Below are 20,895 nucleotides of genomic sequence, written 5' to 3'. Positions count from 1 at the left end.
AATACGAAGTGTGAGGTTTTCTTGGTATTTGATAGATATTCAATTTTGAGTAGGTATTACTCAGAGTTAAGTGACGATAGCCTAGGAGATACACCTGTACCCATGCCGAACACAGTAGTTAAGCCCTAGAACGCCGGAAGTAGTTGGGGGTTGCCCCCTGTGAGATATGGAAGTCGCTTAGCTCGAGGGAGTTTAGCTTAGTTGTAATTGAGAGGAAATCGAAATTACAATCGGCGGATGAGAGAAACGAAGTTTCTTACCGTTGGCTGAGCTAGACTCCGCCCTTTGGGAGTTTAGCTCAGCTGGGAGAGCATCTGCCTTACAAGCAGAGGGTCAGCGGTTCGATCCCGTTAACTCCCATAGGTCCCGTAGTGTAGCGGTTATCACGTCGCCCTGTCACGGCGAAGATCGCGGGTTCGATTCCCGTCGGGACCGTTTAAGATAACGGAAGTTATTTTAGACTCGTTAGCTCAGTTGGTAGAGCAATTGACTTTTAATCAATGGGTCACTGGTTCGAGCCCAGTACGGGTCATATTTGCGGGTTTGGCGGAATTGGCAGACGCACCAGATTTAGGATCTGGCGCTTAACGGCGTGGGGGTTCAAGTCCCTTAACCCGCATAATAGAAAAACTGGCAGACGCACAGGACTTAAAATCCTGCGATTGGTAACGATCGTACCGGTTCGATTCCGGTCCTCGGCATATAATGATGAGCACCCTTAGCTCAACTGGATAGAGTACCTGACTACGAATCAGGCGGTTAGAGGTTCGACTCCTCTAGGGTGCATTTTTTTATTTAACGCGGGAAGTAGCTCAGCTTGGTAGAGTACTTGGTTTGGGACCAAGGTGTCGCAGGTTCGAATCCTGTCTTCCCGATTGATTACGAGGATACTTAAAGGTATCTTTTTTTTATTTACGGAACAAATTTGTGTAAACTAGCAGTGCTTAAGGAATGGTACTAGTCATATATTTTCTTTAATTATGGTAAAATAGTAAGAGAATAATGTGAGGAAAATGAATGGCAAGTAAGTTTGAAATTTTAATGAATCAACTAGGAATCTCTGATCAATTGAGACGGGATCCTGCTCTTGTTGATGCCAGAATTGAGCGTGTTGTGGTTCATAAAATTAGTAAGATTTGGGAATTTCATTTTGTATTTTCTAATATTTTACCGATTGAAATCTTTTTAGAGTTAAAGAAAGGGCTTGGTGAAGAATTTTCTAAGACAGGAAACCGAGCTGTTTTTGAAATCAAGGTTCTCTCTCAAGAATTTTCAAATGAACTCTTACAGGCCTACTATAGAGAGGCTTTTTCTGAAGGTCCATGTGCAAGTCAGGGGTTTAAATCTCTTTACCAGAATTTAAACGTTCGTTCGGAAGGAAATCAACTCATTATTGAAGGTTCAGAGGCAATTGATAAGGAGCACTTTAAGAAGAATCATCTTCCTAATTTAGCAAAGCAACTTGAAAAATTTGGTTTCCCAGCCTTTGTTTGTCAAATAGAAAAGAATGATGCTCTTACACAGGAGCAGGAGGAGGCCTTCCATACGGAGAATGAACAAATCGTTCAGGCTGCCAATGAGGAAGCGCTCCGGGCTATGGAGCAACTGGAACAAATGGCTCCTCCTCCAGTAGAAGAGAAGCCAGCCTTTGATTTTCAGGCTAAAAAGGCTGCGGCCAAGCCTAAACTAGATAAGGCTGAAGTTACCCAGATGATCGACGTGACGACTGAGGAAAATCGCCTGGTTTTTGAAGGAGTCGTTTTTGATGTGGAGCATAAGGTGACCAGAACTGGTCGCGTTTTGATCAACTTTAAAATGACAGACTACACTTCAAGTTTTTCAATGCAAAAATGGGTTAAGAATGAAGAAGAAGCTCAGAAGTTTGACATCATTAAGAAGAATTCTTGGCTCCGAGTTCGTGGGAATGTGGAGATGAATAACTTCACACGTGATTTGACCATGAACGTCCAGGATGTGCAGGAAGTTGTTCACTATGAGCGGAAGGACTTGATGCCAGAAGGTGAGCGTCGGATTGAGTTTCATGCTCATACTAATATGTCGACTATGGATGCTCTACCAGAGGTAGAGGAAATCGTTGCGACAGCTGCTAAGTGGGGGCACAAGGCGGTTGCCATCACCGACCATGGAAATGTTCAATCCTTCCCACACGGCTATAAGGCGGCCAAGAAAGCTGGAATCCAGCTGATCTATGGAATGGAAGCCAATATTGTGGAGGACCGTGTTCCAATCGTTTATAACGAAGTGGAGATGGACTTGTCAGAAGCGACCTACGTGGTTTTTGATGTGGAAACGACGGGACTTTCAGCTATCTATAATGACTTGATTCAGGTTGCGGCCTCTAAGATGTATAAGGGGAATGTTATTGCCGAATTTGATGAATTTATCAATCCCGGACATCCATTATCAGCCTTTACTACTGAGTTGACAGGAATTACAGATGATCATGTCAAAAATGCTAAACCACTGGAACAAGTTTTGCAAGAATTCCAAGAATTTTGCAAGGATACAGTCTTAGTCGCCCACAATGCTACCTTTGACGTTGGCTTTATGAATGCCAACTATGAGCGTCATGGTCTGCCTAAGATTAGCCAGCCAGTTATCGATACGCTAGAGTTTGCTAGAAATCTCTATCCTGAGTATAAACGTCATGGTTTGGGGCCTTTGACTAAGCGTTTTGGTGTAGCACTTGAACACCACCACATGGCCAACTACGATGCGGAAGCTACTGGTCGTTTGCTTTTCATCTTTATCAAAGAGGTAGCAGAAAAACATGGTGTGACTGATTTAGCTAGACTCAACATTGATCTAATCAGTCCAGACTCTTATAAAAAAGCTCGGATCAAGCATGCGACTATCTATGTCAAGAATCAGGTAGGTCTAAAAAATATCTTTAAACTGGTTTCTTTGTCCAATACCAAGTACTTTGAAGGAGTACCACGGATACCGAGAACAGTTCTAGATGCCCATCGAGAAGGATTGATTTTAGGGTCAGCTTGCTCTGAGGGTGAAGTTTTTGATGCGGTCGTTTCCCAAGGTGTGGATGCGGCGGTCGAGGTGGCCAAGTATTATGACTTTATTGAGGTCATGCCACCGGCTATCTATGCTCCCTTGATTGCTAAAGAGCAGGTCAAGGATATGGAGGAACTCCAGACCATTATCAAAAGCTTGATAGAAGTGGGAGACCGCCTTGGCAAGCCTGTTCTAGCTACGGGAAATGTCCACTATATCGAACCAGAAGAAGAGATTTACCGTGAAATTATCGTACGTAGTTTAGGCCAGGGGGCTATGATTAACCGAACCATCGGTCATGGTGAACATGCCCAACCAGCACCGCTACCGAAGGCTCATTTTAGAACGACCAATGAAATGTTGGATGAATTTGCTTTCTTGGGAGAAGATTTAGCACGCAAATTAGTCATTGAAAACACCAATGCCTTGGCAGATATCTTTGAACCTGTTGAGGTTGTTAAGGGTGACTTGTACACACCTTTCATTGACAAGGCGGAAGAAACGGTCGCCGAGCTGACCTACAAGAAAGCTTTTGAGATTTATGGAAATCCGCTGCCAGATATCGTTGATTTACGGATTGAAAAAGAATTAACTTCCATTCTGGGGAATGGATTTGCCGTGATTTATCTGGCATCGCAGATGCTGGTGCAACGTTCCAATGAACGGGGCTACTTGGTGGGTTCTCGTGGATCTGTCGGTTCCAGTTTCGTTGCGACCATGATTGGGATTACGGAGGTTAATCCTCTCTCTCCTCACTATGTCTGTGGTCAGTGTCAGTACAGCGAGTTTATCACCGATGGTTCTTATGGTTCAGGGTTTGATATGCCCAATAAGGATTGTCCAAACTGTGGTCATAAACTTAACAAAAATGGACAGGATATTCCTTTCGAGACCTTCCTTGGTTTTGATGGAGACAAGGTTCCCGATATTGACTTGAACTTCTCGGGAGAAGATCAGCCTAGCGCCCACTTGGATGTACGTGATATCTTTGGTGAGGAATATGCCTTCCGTGCAGGAACGGTTGGTACGGTGGCTGCTAAGACTGCCTATGGATTTGTAAAGGGCTACGAGAGAGACTATGGGAAGTTTTATCGTGATGCAGAGGTGGAACGTCTTGCCCAAGGTGCAGCTGGTGTCAAGCGCACAACGGGACAACACCCGGGGGGAATTGTTGTTATTCCTAACTACATGGATGTTTACGACTTTACGCCTGTTCAGTATCCAGCGGATGACGTGACGGCTGAATGGCAGACGACTCACTTTAACTTCCACGATATCGATGAGAATGTCCTCAAACTCGATGTGCTGGGACATGATGATCCGACCATGATTCGGAAATTGCAGGACTTGTCTGGGATTGACCCTAATGAAATTCCTATGGATGATGAAGGTGTCATGGCCCTCTTTTCTGGAACTGATGTGCTAGGTGTGACGCCTGAGCAAATCGGTACGCCGACGGGTATGCTGGGGATTCCAGAGTTTGGAACCAACTTTGTACGTGGGATGGTAGACGAGACGCATCCGACGACTTTTGCAGAGTTGCTTCAGCTATCAGGTCTATCCCACGGTACCGATGTGTGGTTGGGAAATGCTCAGGATTTGATCAAGCAAGGGATTGCAGACCTATCAACTGTTATCGGTTGTCGGGACGACATCATGGTTTACCTCATGCATGCTGGTCTTGAACCTAAGATGGCCTTTACCATCATGGAACGGGTACGTAAGGGCTTGTGGTTGAAGATCTCCGAAGAGGAGCGAAATGGCTACATCGAGGCTATGAAGGCTAATAAGGTACCAGAGTGGTATATCGAATCCTGTGGAAAAATCAAGTATATGTTCCCTAAGGCCCATGCGGCAGCCTACGTTATGATGGCCTTGCGTGTAGCCTACTTCAAGGTTCACCATCCCATTTATTATTACTGTGCTTACTTCTCTATCCGTGCCAAGGCCTTTGATATCAAGACCATGGGTGCCGGCTTGGATGCCATCAAACGTAGAATGGAAGAAATCGCTGAAAAACGGAAGAATAATGAAGCCTCTAATGTGGAAATTGACCTCTATACAACTCTTGAGATTGTCAATGAAATGTGGGAACGTGGCTTTAAGTTTGGCAAGTTAGACCTCTATCGTAGTGATGCGACTGAATTCATCATTGATGGAGATACCCTCATCCCACCATTTGTAGCAATGGATGGTCTGGGAGAGAACGTTGCCAAGCAGTTGGTGCGTGCGCGTGAAGAGGGTGAGTTCCTCTCTAAGACAGAACTGCGCAAGCGTGGCGGACTCTCATCAACCTTGGTTGAGAAGATGGATGAAATGGGGATTCTTGGTAATATGCCAGAGGATAACCAGTTGAGTTTGTTTGATGATTTGTTTTAATAAAATAGGAATTTTGAATTACAGATTGAAGGGAAATACCAGACTAAAAGGTATATTTCTTCAATCTGTTTCATTGTAAAAAAAAAAATTTATTGCGAATAGTATAGATGAATTATGATATAATAGAGGTGATAGTTATCAGGAGGAAAGCTATGAGTTATAAAGATATATATAGTCCTGAGTTTTTGAAAAAATTTGGAGAATATGAACAAAATATTGCGAATATTCCTTTAGGAACAAGTCAAGAAATAGATGTCAATGCAATAGCTCGGGCATGCGATATTGATGTGAAATTTGATTTTGTTGGGCACTCTGGTTGGAGTATCAATAATGATGAAGAGAACCAACAACGAGAAATTATTGTAAATCAGTTTGAGCCTGAATATAGGCAAAGATTTACTATTGCTCATGAAATTGGACATATTATATTGGGCCATAAAGGGAAATCATATCGAACAGATGATATGACAAAATATAAAAATACTATTGATAGAATGAATGAAGTTGCTGCTAATAATTTTGCGGCAGATTTGATAATGCCTAGAAATTTAGTTATAAGTGTAATAATGGAGTCTATAGCTAATCTAGGGTATTCTGTTGATCAAAGTTTTGATGAATATGATATTTCGGAGATTACTAAATTGGCTGCTGTGACACTCAATGTATCTAAGCAAGCTCTAAGTTACAGACTGGAGAATTTACAGGTATTTATAGATGAATAATTCTAGTGAATGGACAGAAGACTCGTACAATAAAATTTTTCAAAAATATAAATCTGAAGACTATTTTGACGAAGTTGAGATAGTTATAAACTATGTAAAAAATTTAGATGCTCAACCAGATGGGAGAGTATATAAAATTCAATCATTACAGATTGGTGAATACAATGAGCAAAATGATTATTTTAGCGAGTTGAAAAATTTTATTGATCTTTTTAACAATATTTTATTTGGAAATAGTTATCCTGATGATTGGCAGCTGTTTTATGTATATAAGGAATTGTTTCAATTTTGCATTGGTAAAGCTAAGACAGGTAGCTGTAACTATTTTCGAGGGCAATCGCATCATTACGATTTGGTACCTGGTATATTGAGAGGAAATGTCCAAAACTCTTATAGAAAAGAATTCGAATCATTATATTTAAAAATAGCAAATGAGTTTCCCGACAAAGTATCTTACTTTGACTTTAGATCGTCCGATAGCATAGAGCAGAGAGAGTATCAATTATCTTTATTGCAACATTATGGTTTAAAAACAAGTCTTTTAGATATAACAAAAAATCCATATATAGCCATGTTGTTTATGTTGTCAGAACAATTTAATAAATATAAAGAACCAACTATTTATCTTTTTAATATAGATGAACAAGTTCATAGGAAGAAGCATCTATTTACTGAAGTGAAAAAAAGTGAGAAAAATGAACGAATAATAGCGCAACAAGGGGCTTTTTTAAATTTTGATAAGATTTTTAATAATAAATCTTTTGATATAGAAAAAATAACCTGTATAAAAATAGTTTTACATTTTTCAGAAGATTATTATACAAATTATCTAGATGAAGAGAAGAAAAATTTATCAAATATTGAAAAATTAGATGATTCTGATAGCAAGGCTGATTATGAACAATTGTTGGATAGGGAAAAACAGCAAATTCAAAATTCTAAATTGAACTGTTTAAAGTTTATTAAAGATGAGCTTACTCAGAAATTGAGAGAATATTATTATTTTGAAGAGGATTTATTTCCAGATTTTGAGAAGCGAATACAGTATTTATCAGAAAAATATGAGTCAAATGGACAAGAAAAGAAAATCTCAAGCTGACTATATTTCAGTTTGTTTTAAAAAATTTAAATCTGAGGCGATATGATAAGATGTCTGGCTCTTAAAGATATATAAATTTATTTTAAATTGACAGATATAAAGCCATTGCTTTAGCAGGATTATTTTCTGCTTTGAAGGAAAAATAACAAAAGAAAAGGAAAAACAAAATGGTTTTACCAAATTTTAAAGAAAATCTAGAAAAATATGCGAAATTGTTGGTTGCGAATGGAATTAATGTGCAACCTGGTCACACTTTGGCTCTTTCTATCGATGTGGAGCAACGAGAGTTGGCTCATTTAATTGTGAAAGAAGCTTATGCTTTGGGTGCACATGAGGTTATCGTTCAGTGGACAGATGACTTTATCAACCGCGAGAAATTCCTCCACGCGCCGATGGAGCGTCTGGACAATGTACCAGAATACAAGATTGCTGAGATGAACTACCTCTTGGAAAACAAGGCTAGCCGTCTCGGTGTCCGTTCTTCTGACCCAGGTGCCTTGAACGGAGTGGATGCTGACAAGCTTTCAGCTTCTGCCAAAGCTATGGGACTTGCGATGAAGCCAATGCGTATCGCAACGCAATCCAACAAGGTTAGCTGGACTGTAGCAGCTGCAGCAGGGCTTGAGTGGGCTAAGAAGGTCTTTCCAAATGCTGCGAGCGATGAAGAAGCAGTGGACCTCCTTTGGGATCAAATCTTCAAAACTTGCCGTGTCTACGAAGGAGATCCAGTTAAGGCTTGGGAAGAACATGCAGCAATCCTTAAGAGCAAGGCAGAAATGCTCAATAAAGAACAATTTTCAGCCCTTCATTACACAGCGCCAGGAACTGATTTGACACTTGGTTTGCCAAAGAACCACGTTTGGGAATCAGCTGGTGCTATCAATGCACAGGGAGAAGGATTCTTGCCAAATATGCCGACAGAAGAAGTCTTTACGGCTCCTGACTTCCGTCGTGCAGATGGGTATGTAACCTCTACAAAACCACTTAGCTACAATGGCAATATCATCGAAGGTATTAAGGTGACCTTTAAGGATGGACAAATCGTTGACATTACTGCTGAAAAGGGTGATCAGGTCATGAAGGACCTTGTCTTTGAAAATGCGGGTGCGCGTGCCTTGGGTGAATGTGCCTTGGTACCAGATCCGAGCCCAATTTCTCAGTCAGGAATTACCTTCTTTAACACGCTTTTCGATGAGAATGCTTCAAACCACTTGGCTATCGGTGCAGCCTATGCGACCAGCGTTGTTGGTGGTGCAGAGATGAGCGAAGAAGAACTTGAAGCTGCTGGACTGAACCGTTCAGATGTTCACGTGGACTTTATGATTGGTTCGAATCAAATGGATATAGACGGTATCCGTGAGGATGGAACGCGCGTACCGCTCTTCCGCAATGGAGACTGGGCAAATTAAGGAGAAGCTATGATTGGAAGCATGTTTGTCGGCCTTTTAATTGGACTACTAGCAGGGGCTATCACCAATCGTGGAGAACGTATGGGATGCTTTGGGAAGATGTTTCTCGGTTGGATTGGTGCCTTTTTAGGACAATTACTCTTTGGTTCTTGGGGGCCAAGCCTAAATGGTACAGCCATTATCCCAGCAGTTCTCGGTGCCATGATTGTGTTAGCTATCTTCTGGGAAAGAGGAAGTTAGCTTCCCGACTCTGAAAAGAAAAGGAGGTTGGTCATTGTACCAGCCTCCTTTTGAGTATGATATAATAGTTCTATGAGACTAGATAAATTTTTAGTTGCCTGCGCTGTAGGGAGTCGAACAGAGGTCAAAAACTTGCTCAAGGCTGGGCGAGTGACGGTAAATGGTAAAAAAGAAAAATCAGCTAAATTGCAGATTTATGAAGAAAGAGACGAGATCCGCTTTGATGGTCAAGTGCTGGAGTATGAGGAGTTTGTCTATTATATGATGAACAAGCCCCAAGGAGTTATTTCAGCGACCGAGGATCCTAAGCATAGAACGGTTCTAGACTTGTTAGATGATTATGCTCGTGCCAAGGAAGTTTTTCCTGTCGGTCGTTTAGATATTGATACCCATGGTCTTTTGCTTTTGACTAATGATGGTCAGCTGGCCCATGCTCTTCTTTCACCAAAACGTCATGTGGATAAGACCTATTTGGCTCAAGTCGAGGGAATCATGAGCCAAGAAGACGTGGAGACATTTGCTAAGGGGATTCCGCTCAAGGACTTTACCTGCCAGCCAGCTAAACTGGAGTTTGTATCAGTAGATCCAGAAAAAAATCAAAGTCTGGTTCGTGTGACTATTGCTGAAGGGAAGTTTCATCAAGTCAAACGAATGGTGGCCTTCTGTGGCAAGGAAGTGGTGGACTTACAACGTTTGACGATGGGAACTCTAGTCTTGGATGAGAACTTAGAACAAGGAGAATGGCGTCGCTTGACCAAGGAGGAGTTAGAAGTGCTCTTTGCAAGTATTGCTTAATTTGCTTTATATTAGAAAAAGGTGAGGGAGAATGTCCTTGCTTTTTTCGTTTTTCAGTTGCTTCCTTTGTGAAAAGAGTTATAATAGACAGTAGAATAAAAGGAGGAATCTATGAACGCGATTCAAGAATCATTTACAGATAGACTATTTGCCAACTATGAAGCAAATGTCAAATACCAAGCGATTGAAAATGCTGCCAGCCATAACGGAATTTTTGCAGCCCTAGAACGTCGCCAAAGCCATGTAGACAATACACCTGTTTTCTCGCTTGATTTGACCAAGGACAAGGTTACTAACCAGAAAGCGTCTGGTCGTTGCTGGATGTTTGCAGCTCTCAACACCTTCCGCCACAAACTCATCTCTCAATACAAACTGGAAAACTTTGAGTTGTCACAAGCCCACACTTTCTTCTGGGACAAGTACGAGAAATCCAACTGGTTCTTGGAGCAAGTCATTGCGACTGCAGACCAAGAATTGACGAGCCGCAAGGTTAGCTTCCTACTCCAAACCCCTCAACAAGACGGTGGTCAATGGGATATGGTTGTTGCCCTCTTTGAGAAATACGGTGTCGTTCCTAAGTCAGTTTACCCTGAGTCAGTTTCTTCTAGCAACAGCCGTGAGCTCAATGCCATCCTCAACAAATTACTTCGCCAAGATGCTCAAATCTTGCGTGACTTGATTACTTCTGGGGCTGACCAAGCGACTGTTCAGGCCAAGAAAGAAGACCTCTTGCAAGAAATCTTTAACTTCCTTGCTATGTCATTGGGGCTTCCACCACGTCAGTTTGACTTTGCTTATCGTGATAAGGATGATAACTACCAAAGCGAAAAGGGTATCACACCACAAGAGTTTTACAAGAAATATGTCAATCTTCCTCTAGAAGATTATGTTTCTGTTATCAATGCTCCAACTGCTGACAAACCTTACGGTAAATCATATACAGTTGAGATGTTGGGAAATGTCGTCGGTAGTCGTGCAGTTCGCTATATCAATGTTCCAATGGAACGCTTGAAAGAATTGGCCATTGCCCAAATGCAGACAGGAGAAACTGTTTGGTTTGGTTCAGATGTCGGTCAGCTCAGCAACCGTAAAGCTGGAATCCTTGCGACAGATGTTTATGACTTTGAATCAAGCATGGATATTCAACTGACTCAAGACAAGGCTGGACGTTTGGATTATAGCGAAAGCTTGATGACACACGCCATGGTCTTGACAGGTGTTGATTTGGACGAAAATGGGAAGTCAACTAAGTGGAAGGTTGAAAACTCTTGGGGAGATAAGGTCGGTACAGATGGTTACTTTGTTGCCTCAGATGCTTGGATGGATGAATACACTTACCAAATTGTTGTCCGTAAGGAATTGCTGACAGCAGAAGAACAAGCCGCATATGAAGCAGAACCAATCGTGTTAGCACCATGGGATCCAATGGGTGCCTTGGCAGAATAAAGCATAAAGAAAAAAGGTTAGGGGAATCCTAGCCTCTTTTGTTTTTAAGTGCTTCTTAAAGTAGTGATAGATAATGCTTGCCAAGGGAGTTCTTCTTATTTTGAGTCTTTAAGTGACAGAGAAAAAGATATGTGTTATTATAGTAGTACAAAAGGATATCGGAGTAGAAATGAAGTATTTAAGCAGCCAAGACATCAAGGATCGTCAACGAAACATCAGTGACATTAAACCTTATAAAACAAGCAAGGAAATCGTCGTTTCAAATATCTTTACATTTTTTAATGCCATAAACTTGGCTCTGGCAGTTCTGGTAGCCACAACCTTGCGATTTGAAAATATGCTCTTTTTAGGTGTGATTGCTATCAATACAGCCATTGGGATTTTCCAAGAAGTACGTTCAAAAAATGCCTTGGAAAAGCTAAGTTTGCTTGGTAAAAGTAAGTACAAAGTTAATCGAGATGGTCAAACGATTGAGATTGATCCAGAGGACATCGTTCTGGGTGAGTACCTGTATCTCAATCTGGGTGATCAGGTGCCTGTCGATACAGAAGTCCTTGAAGGGAATATTGAAGTTGATGAGTCCTTGCTGACTGGTGAGAGCGATTCGGTCTTTAAAACGGTTGGTGATAAGCTGATGAGCGGAAGCAATGTCGTTAGCGGTACTTGTCTGGTCACGGCGACGGCGGTCGGACCCGATAGTTATATCAACAAACTCGCAAAATCCAGCAAGGAATTCAAAAAATATCCTTCTCAACTGCGCGATTACATGGATAAGATTTTAAAAATCGTCTCCATCTTGCTGGTGCCAGTTGCCATTCTGCTTTATGTCAGAGGTTTTAGTCTAGGACGGTCTTATGTTGAAATTGTTTTGGGAAGTTCAGGTGCCTTGGTCGGCATGATTCCAGAGGGCTTGATTCTCCTGGTCAGTGTATCCCTTGCGGTAGCGGCCATGAAGCTGGCTAAAAAGAAGGTTCTGGTGCAGGAGCTATACTGTGTGGAAACTTTAGCGCGAGTAGATGTTCTTTGTTTTGATAAGACAGGTACCATCACGACTGGTAATATGAAGGTTCAAGAAATGGATGCTAATGTAGAAGAGAAACTGTCTTCTTATCTAGCCTATTTTGACGATGAAAATGCAACTTCCCGAGCTCTGAAGACTTACTTAACCTGTGAGAAAAAGTGGGAAGTTCAAGAAGTCGGTGCCTTTTCAAGCAAAAACAAGTATTCCTTTGTTCAAGTAAAAGATGGTGGGACCTATTTCTTCGGAGCCTATGAATTTCTAGGCTTTACCCAGCCGATGGATGCCTACTATGAGCATCTGAAACAGCAAGGTTTTCGAATCTTAACACTCGCTCATAGCAAGGACCAGATTACGAGTCCAGCTAATATGGAACTACTAGGCCACGTCGTTTTGTCAGATGAGATTAAGGACAATACCAAGGAAACCTTTGACTATTTCGAATCTCAAGGTGTTGAAGTGAAGATTATCAGTGGTGATAATCATGTAGCTGTATATGGGGTGGCTCGTAAGGCAGGTTTTAAGGAAGAAGCCCGTGCGATTGATATGACCAAGGTGAGTGAACAAGATTTTGAAAGAGTGGTCTTGGAACACGAAATCTTTGGACGTGTTACACCTGAACAGAAGCAAAAGATGGTATCTATTTTGCAAAATGCTGGTAAAACAGTTGCAATGAGCGGTGACGGGGTCAATGATGTTCTGGCTCTCAAGAAAGCAGATATCAGCTTTGCTATGAAGGGGGCTACGAGCGCAGCCAAAAGTGTATCCAATATTGTTTTTTTGACCGATGATTTTGCGGTATTTTATGATATCTTGATGGAAGGTCGCCGGGTCATCAATAACATCCAAAAGGTAGCCTCTCTCTTTCTAACAAAGACCTTCTTCTCCATCGTTTTTGCCATTTTGAGTGTGGTATTTGGTTTGGAATTCGCCTTTATCCCCATTCAGTTTACAATCATTTCAGCCATTACGATTGGGATTCCATCTTTCTTCCTAACTTTTGAGTCCAATAAAGAAAAGGTTAGTACACATTTTATGCGAGATATTTTGACCAATGCTACGATTGGTGGTGGCATTCTGGTTACTAGTGTTCTCCTGACGAACTTCTTTATCACTGTCCCAGGTCAGGTCAAATTTATTTGCTTCCTACTGGCTTTAATCAATGGTTTGTGTCTAGTTGCTAAGGTCAGTCTGCCATTTAATCGATACAAGTTGCTCTTGCTCACGTTTTTGAGCCTTGCCGCCCTTGTTGGCGTACTTGCCAACACCTTTATATTGCAAGGAGCGTATGTACCTTTAGAAACCACCCAAGTCGTCTATGTAGCCATCCTAGCAGTGGTGATTGGGGGCTTGCATTATCTGACTAGAAGAAAAAGTTGATACACAAAAAGAATCAGGTTTAATCCTGATTCTTTTTTATCTATATTCTCAATTGCTTGGATTACATGATACCGAAGAAACGAGCTGCAATACCTACTGCAAAGAGAGCAAGGATGATTGCGATTGGTGATACTTTTTTCTTAAGCAACCACATGCAAAGGAAAGTAAGGAGAAGTCCCATCAATCCTGGAATCAATGAGTTCAACTGACCTTGAAGAGTTTGTGGTTGAACGCTATCCAAGCTCAATCCGCTGAGTGCTTGACCAAGGATTCCCTTCAATTCTCCACCTGTTACAGCGCCTTCTGGGAAGTTGATATAAGCACCTTCTGCCAATTGTTTACCTGGAAGGTTCACAGTAAAGTTGATAGATACCCAACGTTGTACAAGAACGGCAAGGATGAACATACCAAGGATAGATGCTCCTTTGGTGATGTCTTTCAAGATACCACCAGACATGTCTTTAGTGATTTCAGATCCAGCTTTGTAACCGAACTCTTGTGTATACCATAGGAAGGCCATACGGATAGCATTCCATCCAAAGAAGAAGAGAAGAGGACCAACAATGTTACCAGATGCAGCAAGTGATGCACCAAGGGCTCCAAGGATAGGACGAACTGTAAACCAGAATACTGGGTCACCGATACCAGCAAGAGGTCCCATCATACCGATCTTAACCCCTTGGATAGCTGCGTCGTCGATTTCAACACCGTTAGCGCGTTCTTCTTCAAGTGCAAGAGTAACCCCCATGATAGGAGCAGCTACGTATGGGTGAGTGTTGAAGAACTCAAGGTGACGCTCAAGAGCAGCCGCTTGGTCTTCTTTTTTAGTGTACAATTTTTTGATAGCTGGGATCAAAGAGTAAGCCCAACCCAAGTTTTGCATACGTTCGTAGTTCCAAGAACCTTGAAGGAATTGTGAACGCCACCAAACTTTTTGACGATCTGATTTTGATAATTGAATTTTTTCAGCCATGATTGTTCCCCTTTCTAGTAGTCTTCTAGGATATCACCGATTGGGTCGTTAGAAGTCGCAGCTCCGCCGCCACCGTTTCCACCTTGTTTTGTAAGGTTAAGGTAGATGAAGGCAAGGGCAACACCGATGACACCAAGGGCAATCAAAGTCAATTGAGAGATTGCTGCAAGAGCAAAACCGATAGCGAAGAATGGCCATACTTCACGAGTTGCCATCATGTTGATAACCATAGCGTAACCAACGGCAACGACCATAGCACCACCGACAGCCATACCACCGTTCAACCAGTCTGGCATCAATTTAAGAGCATCTTGAACGGCAGAAGCTGGGATAGCGATAAGGAAGGCAGCAGGGATTGCAATACGAAGACCTTGAAGAAGAAGTGCAACAAAGTGAGCACGTTCAACAGCCGCAATATTTCCTTCTTTAGCAGCAGCGTCAGCAGTGTGAACCAAGGCAACTGAGATTGTACGAACAATCATAGTCAAGAAAAGTCCAGCTACGGCAAGAGGGATAGCTGTTGCCGTAGCAACGGCGATACCTTCAGTAGTAAAGTTACCACCTTTGATCAAGATGATTGCTGCAGCAACAGATGCAAGAGCAGCGTCAGGAGCTACGGCAGCTCCGATGTTTGCCCAACCAAGGGCGATCATTTGAAGAGATCCACCAAGCATAACACCTGCTTCGAGGTTACCAGTTGCAAGTCCGATAAGGGTACATGCGACGATTGGTTGATGGAATTGGAATTGGTCGAGGATACCTTCAAGACCTGCAAGGAAGGCAACAACTACAACCAAGATAGCAGAAATGATTGAAATATCTGACATGGTTTTATTCCTTTTCTATTTAGTTTTAATAAAGTATTTAATCCTGTTTTCAAAAATGATCGAAACAGATTAAAATTATTGAACATTTGCTTTCTTAATCAAGTCAAACAAATCTTTTTTCGTGTCGTTTGGTACTTTACGTACATCAAATTCAACACCGAGGTCACGCATTTTTTCAAAGGTTGCAACGTCTTCTTTGTCCATAGACAAAACGTTGTTAATCATTGTTTTACCTGTTGAGTGAGCCATAGAACCAACGTTAAGGGTCTTGATTGGCACGCCACCTTCGATAGCACGAAGTGCATCTTGTGGAGTTTCAAACAAGATAAGGGCATGAGTTTCTCCGAAACGTGGGTCTTTTGCAACGTCGATCAATTTCTGGATTGGGACAACGTTAGCTTTTACTCCGTTTGGAGCTGCTTGTTTGATCAATTCTTTACGCAATTCGTCGTTTGCAACGTTGTCTGAAGCAACGATGATACGGTCTGCTTTTGAATCAGGAGTCCAAGCAGTTGCAACCTGACCGTGAAGGAGACGAGTGTCTAGACGAGCAAGGTTGATTTTCAGTTTACCGTCACCGATAACTGTTCCTTCTGGAATAGCAGCTTGGGCAACTGGAGCAGCTGCAGCAGTTGCAACTTCCTCAACTGGGTTAAGCTCTTCTGGAAGAGCCTTGATGCCATCTTTGGCTTCTTTAATGATATTCGCAGCGACTTTATCCACACCTGCATTCGCGTCCATAAGGCGCTCTGTGTAGGCTTGAATCAACATCGGCAAGTTCAGTCCTGTGATGATGGCAAACTTACGTTCTGGATTTTCTCCCATTACGCGGCTAGCTTGGTTGAATGGAGATCCACTCCAAAGGTCAGCCAATACTAGAACCTCATCTTCTGCGTCAAATGCAGCCACAGCGTTGTTGAATTTAGCGTAAAGGTCATCTGGACCTTCATTTGGCATAAAGGTTACAACTTGAACCTTTTCTTGTTCACCAAAGATCATAGATCCTGACTGATGAATACCCGCAGCAAATTCGCCGTGGCTCGCAATAATGATTCCGATACTCATTATTGTCATTCCTCCTTATAAAATGTTTGACTGTATGTTTAAGAAAACTTTAAGCCTAACTTTAAGTATAAACCGTTTTCATATAAAAATCAACTACTTTTTCTAAAAAGGTGTAAAAGTTTTCATAGAATGACTTTTTAAAAATATTAATATATCAATGTTTTTGAGAGATAAATGAAAATGGTAATGGAAAATTTAATATAAAAATACAGAAAATAAGTCGCTTTTGTGAAAACAAAATGAAAACAAAAAGGAAAGATTGCGACCATGCAATCTTCCCTTTTATAGGAATAAATTTTGTAAAGCGTAGGCAACTCCATCTTCTTCGTTGGTCAGAGGAAGTTGTTCGTCTGCATATGGAAGAAGAGCAGGATTGGCGTTTTTCATAGCATATCCCTTACCTGCAAATGCCAACATTTCGGTGTCATTATGTTCATCACCAAAGGCGATTAAGTCTTTTTTATCACGATTCATCACATTGAGCAAGTACTCTAGAGCAAAGGCCTTGTTTACCCCCTTGGGAGTACACTCGAGGATGTTGAGGGGGCCTCCCCAAGTATTGATGGATAGTTGGTGTTGATAAAAACGATTCATCTCGTCCGCTAGAGCGTATTTGTCTTCAGCCCTTGTTTGTAAAAGGATGCAGTTGGGATCTTTGGTTACTCGTTCAGGCTTGAATTGATTTTCCGGCCGGAAGTTCTCTACGCCAAATAGTTTAGGGTCTGCAATTTCTTCATTTGGAGCTGTAATGTAAAATTTCTTACGGTATTCTCCTGCAATAAAATCAGCCTGGATATCCTCCGTGCGCTTGACCATGTCTAGGAGGTATTTTTTGTCCAAGGTCAAGCACTTTTCATGCGCCCAAGCCTGTCCTGGTAGATGGGTAAGGGAACCGTTAAAGTTAATCATGGGAGTATGCAATTCTAGATCACGGTAGAAATCTTTTGCCATACGATACGGACGGCCTGTCGTGATGATGACATGGTGGCCTTTTTCTGAAATTTTTTTAATCGTCTTTTTGGTGAAATCGGAGAGCTTGCTTTCACTATTCAGCAGGGTTCCGTCCAAATCGACTGCGATAATTTTTTTAGTCATATAAACCTTCCTAGTCGTTTCCAGATAAGATGTCTACTATTATATCAAAAAGAAGAAAGAAAAGCAGATAAGAACAAAAACTACAGTTGCTTTGATTTATTAAATAAATCAAACAAACATATTGAAAAGGTGAATGATAAATGATATAATACTGATATTGTTCGTAAAAAACAAAAGGAGATTAAAGATGGACAAACTATTTAAACTAAAAGAGCACGGGACAGATGTCCGTACAGAGGTGCTTGCTGGTTTAACAACATTCTTTGCAATGAGTTATATTCTCTTTGTAAACCCTCAAATGCTTTCCCAAACGGGTATGCCTGTTCAAGGTGTGTTCTTGGCAACGATTATCGGTTCTGTAGTCGGTACCTTGATGATGGCTTTCTATGCTAATTTGCCCTACGCACAAGCACCAGGTATGGGACTAAATGCCTTCTTCACATTTACAGTTGTATTTGGGATGGGCTATACTTGGAAAGAAGCTCTTGGTATGGTCTTCATTTGTGGAATTATTTCACTGATTATTACCTTGACAAATGTTCGTAAAATGATCATCGAATCTATTCCAACAACACTTCGTTCAGCTATTTCGGCTGGTATTGGTGTTTTCCTTGCCTATGTTGGGATTAAGAATGCTGGTCTCTTGAAATTCTCAATCGATCCAGGTACTTATACGGTAGCAGGTGAAGGAGCAGACAAGGCTCAAGCTGCACTTACTGCAAACTCCGCAGCCGTTCCAGGTTTGGTTGACTTCAATACTCCAGCAGTATTGGTGGCTCTTGCTGGTTTGGCTATTACCATCTTCTTTGTTGTTAAAGGCATCAAAGGTGGAATCATTCTTTCTATTTTAACAACGACTGTCCTTGCCATTGCTGTTGGTGTTGTCAAATTGTCAGGGATTGACTTTGCTAGCAACAATCTTTCAGCAGCGGTTAATGATTTAGGAACTTTGTTTGGTGCTGCTCTTGGTTCAGAAGGTTTAGGATCTTTGATTTCAAACACTTCGCGTTTACCAGAAACCTTGATGGCTATTCTTGCCTTCTCACTAACGGATATTTTTGATACAATCGGTACTCTTATCGGTACTGGTGAAAAAGTTGGTATCGTTGCGACAAGTGGGGAAAACCATGAGTCCGCTAAATTGGACAAGGCTCTTTACTCTGACTTGGTGGCAACTTCAGTAGGTGCCATTGCAGGTACTTCAAACGTTACGACTTATGTTGAGTCTGCGGCGGGTATCGGTGCTGGTGGACGTACTGGGTTGACAGCCCTAGTGGTTGCGATCTGTTTTGCTCTATCTAGCTTCTTTAGCCCACTTCTAGCGATTGTTCCGACAGCTGCAACAGCACCAATTTTGATCATCGTCGGAATCATGATGCTTTCTAACTTGAAAAATATCCCTTGGGATGATATGGCTGAAGCGGTTCCTGCCTTCTTCACTTCTATCTTTATGGGATTTAGCTACTCTATCACACAAGGGATTGCTGTTGGTTTCTTGACATATACCTTGACAAAAGTTGTCAAAGGTCAAGCCAAGGATGTGCACGTGATGATTTGGATTTTGGATGCCTTGTTTATCCTTAACTATATCAGTATGGCGCTATAAATGGTATAATAGAAAAAGGGGAGTCTCCCCTTTTTCTTATAAGGAGGTACATCATGAAAGATAAGACGATTTGGCAAGAGGTTTTGAACAGAGGGAAATGGGTGCTCATCCTTTTGGTAGCTTTTGTTCTATCTCAATTTCCCATAGGACTTGCTTTGTTTTTAGCAAACAAACAGTTTCCGATTTTACAGTCAGGGCTCTTAGTAGGTGCCCTATCCATAGTCGTTTTGATTGTATTCATTATTGGTGCACGAAAAACACAACTTGCTACTTTTAATCTATCCTTTTTTAAGGCAAAAGACCTGGCTCGCTTGGTACTGAGTTATCTGGTGATTTTTGCGACAAATCTCTTGGGTTCACTCCTGCTTCGACTAACAAATGAGGCAACAACCAATAACCAATCAATACTAAATGGTTTAGTTCAGAATAGTTCCTTGATTTCAACTTTCTTCCTACTAGTCTTGATTGCGCCGATTTGTGAAGAAATTTTGTGTCGCGGAATTATTCCTAAAAAGATCTTCCGTGGAAAAGAAAAACTAGGTTTTGTTGTTGGTGCAATCGTCTTTGCCTTGCTCCATATGCCAACCAATCTACCTTCTGTGATTATTTATGGAGGGATGTCAACGGTTTTGACTTGGACAGCCTATAAGACTGGGCGTTTGGAGATGTCCATTTTGCTTCATATGATTCTCAATGGTATTGCATTTTGTTTGTTGGCCTTATTGGTGTTGATTAGTAGAAATCTAGGTCTATCATTCTAAACCATTGGCCCGCTTGGAAAAGATGAATACTAGCGTATCCATCTTTTTCTTTTTATGGTAAAATAGAGGGATAATATGGTAGAGAACCTTAAGGGAGTAACCGTTATGTCCAATAAAGTCAACCACGGAAAAACAGCTATTTGTGGAATTATCAATGTAACACCAGATTCTTTTTCAGATGGTGGGCAGTTTTTTGCTCTTGAGCAGGCACTCCAGCAGGCTCATAAATTGATAGCAGAAGGAGCGAGCATGCTAGATATCGGTGGAGAATCGACTCGGCCGGGCAGTAGCTATGTTGAGATAGAAGAGGAAATCCAGCGTGTTGTTCCAGTGATTAAAGCTATCCGTGAGGAAAGTGATGTTCTCATTTCCATCGATACTTGGAAAAGTCAGGTGGCAGAGGCTGCTTTGGCTGCTGGTGCCAATCTGGTAAATGACATTACGGGTCTCATGGGAGATGAGAAAATGGCGGATGTGGTTGCTAAGGCTGGTGCGAAAGTAGTCATCATGTTTAATCCAGTCATGGCTCGACCTCAGCACCCTAGTTCGCTCATATTTCCTCATTTTGGTTTTGGGCAAGCTTTTACAGAGGAAGAGTTAGCTGACTTTGAAAAAATGCCAATTGAAGACTTGATGGAGGCTTTCTTTGAACGAGCACTAGCGAGAGCCAATCAAGCTGGGATAGCAAGAGAAAACATTTTGCTGGATCCGGGAATTGGTTTTGGTCTGACTAAGAAAGAAAATCTACTTCTTCTACGGGACCTTGATAAATTGCATCAGCAGGGCTATCCAATCTTTCTTGGTGTTTCGCGCAAGCGGTTTGTTATCAATATCCTTGAGGAGAATGGCTTTGAAGTCAATCCTGAGACGGAAGTCGGTTTCCGAAATCGGGACACCGCTTCGGCTCATGTAACCAGTATCGCTGCGAGACAGGGTGTGGAAGTGGTGCGCGTGCATGATGTTGCCAGTCACAGGATGGCAGTTGAAATTGCGTCAGCCATTCGTTTGGCAGATGATGCAGAAAATCTAGATTTAAAACAATATAAGTAA

15 protein-coding genes, 6 tRNA genes and 1 rRNA gene are annotated in these 20,895 nt (G+C 41.7%); 18 read left to right on the top strand and 4 right to left on the bottom strand.

Annotated elements, in window-relative coordinates; genetic code table 11:
• Positions 1-66: 66 nt before the first annotated feature.
• From rrf to D8844_RS07145, 15 genes are all read left to right on the top strand, one after another.
• Positions 67-182: ribosomal RNA gene (gene rrf / locus D8844_RS07225) — 5S ribosomal RNA — on the top strand.
• Positions 183-287: 105 nt separating this feature from the next.
• A tRNA-Val gene (locus tag D8844_RS07220) sits at positions 288-360 on the top strand.
• A gap of 2 nt (positions 361-362) precedes the next feature.
• Positions 363-435, top strand: a tRNA-Asp gene (locus D8844_RS07215).
• 24 nt (positions 436-459) lie between these two features.
• Positions 460-532: transfer RNA gene (locus D8844_RS07210), tRNA-Lys, on the top strand.
• Between the two features lie 5 nt (positions 533-537).
• Positions 538-619 (top strand) — tRNA-Leu (locus D8844_RS07205).
• Positions 620-712: 93 nt separating this feature from the next.
• A tRNA-Arg gene (locus D8844_RS07195) sits at positions 713-786 on the top strand.
• 15 nt (positions 787-801) lie between these two features.
• Positions 802-875: transfer RNA gene (locus D8844_RS07190), tRNA-Pro, on the top strand.
• Positions 876-1,017: 142 nt separating this feature from the next.
• Positions 1,018-5,409 carry a PolC-type DNA polymerase III gene (locus D8844_RS07185; protein WP_125423019.1) on the top strand — a complete coding sequence of 1,464 codons (4,392 nt, stop codon included), beginning with the start codon at positions 1,018-1,020 and terminating at the stop codon, positions 5,407-5,409.
• A gap of 152 nt (positions 5,410-5,561) precedes the next feature.
• A complete protein-coding gene (locus D8844_RS07180) occupies positions 5,562-6,131 on the top strand; it encodes an ImmA/IrrE family metallo-endopeptidase (protein ID WP_044020145.1) in 570 nt (189 codons plus the stop codon).
• On the top strand, positions 6,124-7,230 hold the full coding sequence (locus D8844_RS07175; RefSeq protein WP_044020147.1) for an FRG domain-containing protein: 1,107 nt from the start codon (positions 6,124-6,126) through the stop codon (positions 7,228-7,230). The genes D8844_RS07180 and D8844_RS07175 overlap by 8 nt, the downstream gene beginning before the upstream one ends.
• A 167-nt stretch (positions 7,231-7,397) precedes the next feature.
• Positions 7,398-8,639, top strand: coding sequence for an aminopeptidase (locus D8844_RS07170; protein WP_125423016.1), 1,242 nt, complete (start codon positions 7,398-7,400; stop codon positions 8,637-8,639).
• A gap of 9 nt (positions 8,640-8,648) precedes the next feature.
• Positions 8,649-8,879 carry a GlsB/YeaQ/YmgE family stress response membrane protein gene (locus tag D8844_RS07165; protein WP_000580441.1) on the top strand — a complete coding sequence of 77 codons (231 nt, stop codon included), beginning with the start codon at positions 8,649-8,651 and terminating at the stop codon, positions 8,877-8,879.
• A 72-nt stretch (positions 8,880-8,951) separates the two neighbouring features.
• The gene (locus D8844_RS07160) at positions 8,952-9,674 is read left to right on the top strand and encodes a pseudouridine synthase (RefSeq protein ID WP_125423013.1); all 723 of its coding nucleotides are present in this window, start codon (positions 8,952-8,954) and stop codon (positions 9,672-9,674) included.
• Between the two features lie 111 nt (positions 9,675-9,785).
• Positions 9,786-11,120, top strand: a complete 1,335-nt coding sequence (gene pepC, locus D8844_RS07150; RefSeq protein WP_125423010.1) for an aminopeptidase C — start codon at positions 9,786-9,788, stop codon at positions 11,118-11,120.
• Positions 11,121-11,289: 169 nt separating this feature from the next.
• Positions 11,290-13,518: an HAD-IC family P-type ATPase gene (locus tag D8844_RS07145; RefSeq protein ID WP_125423007.1), complete on the top strand. Its 2,229-nt coding sequence runs from the start codon at positions 11,290-11,292 to the stop codon at positions 13,516-13,518.
• A gap of 61 nt (positions 13,519-13,579) precedes the next feature.
• Here D8844_RS07145 and D8844_RS07140 read toward each other — a convergent pair whose 3' ends face one another.
• The 4 genes from D8844_RS07140 to D8844_RS07125 form a co-directional block, all read right to left on the bottom strand.
• Positions 13,580-14,491 carry a PTS system mannose/fructose/sorbose family transporter subunit IID gene (locus D8844_RS07140; RefSeq protein ID WP_000818316.1) on the bottom strand — a complete coding sequence of 304 codons (912 nt, stop codon included), beginning with the start codon at positions 14,489-14,491 and terminating at the stop codon, positions 13,580-13,582.
• Positions 14,492-14,505: 14 nt separating this feature from the next.
• Entirely contained in the window at positions 14,506-15,318 is an 813-nt protein-coding gene (locus D8844_RS07135) for a PTS mannose/fructose/sorbose transporter subunit IIC (protein ID WP_001280321.1), read from the bottom strand.
• A 75-nt stretch (positions 15,319-15,393) separates the two neighbouring features.
• Entirely contained in the window at positions 15,394-16,383 is a 990-nt protein-coding gene (locus D8844_RS07130) for a PTS sugar transporter subunit IIB (protein ID WP_000021983.1), read from the bottom strand.
• Positions 16,384-16,665: 282 nt separating this feature from the next.
• Positions 16,666-17,478: a Cof-type HAD-IIB family hydrolase gene (locus D8844_RS07125; protein WP_125423004.1), complete on the bottom strand. Its 813-nt coding sequence runs from the start codon at positions 17,476-17,478 to the stop codon at positions 16,666-16,668.
• A gap of 187 nt (positions 17,479-17,665) precedes the next feature.
• Between D8844_RS07125 and D8844_RS07120 the strand changes: the two genes are divergently transcribed.
• The 3 genes from D8844_RS07120 to folP all read left to right on the top strand — a co-directional run bounded on the left by D8844_RS07120 (position 17,666) and on the right by folP (position 20,895).
• On the top strand, positions 17,666-19,084 hold the full coding sequence (locus tag D8844_RS07120; RefSeq protein WP_000359241.1) for an NCS2 family permease: 1,419 nt from the start codon (positions 17,666-17,668) through the stop codon (positions 19,082-19,084).
• 53 nt (positions 19,085-19,137) lie between these two features.
• The gene (locus D8844_RS07115; protein WP_125423001.1) at positions 19,138-19,845 is read left to right on the top strand and encodes a CPBP family intramembrane glutamic endopeptidase; all 708 of its coding nucleotides are present in this window, start codon (positions 19,138-19,140) and stop codon (positions 19,843-19,845) included.
• A 75-nt stretch (positions 19,846-19,920) separates the two neighbouring features.
• The gene (folP, locus tag D8844_RS07110; RefSeq protein ID WP_185757676.1) at positions 19,921-20,895 is read left to right on the top strand and encodes a dihydropteroate synthase; all 975 of its coding nucleotides are present in this window, start codon (positions 19,921-19,923) and stop codon (positions 20,893-20,895) included.

Source organism: Streptococcus oralis, from assembly GCF_003942875.1.
Taxonomy (GTDB): domain Bacteria; phylum Bacillota; class Bacilli; order Lactobacillales; family Streptococcaceae; genus Streptococcus; species Streptococcus oralis_BX.
Note: the sequence above shows the minus strand (reverse complement) of the source record. Positions and strands in the feature narration are given on the sequence as shown.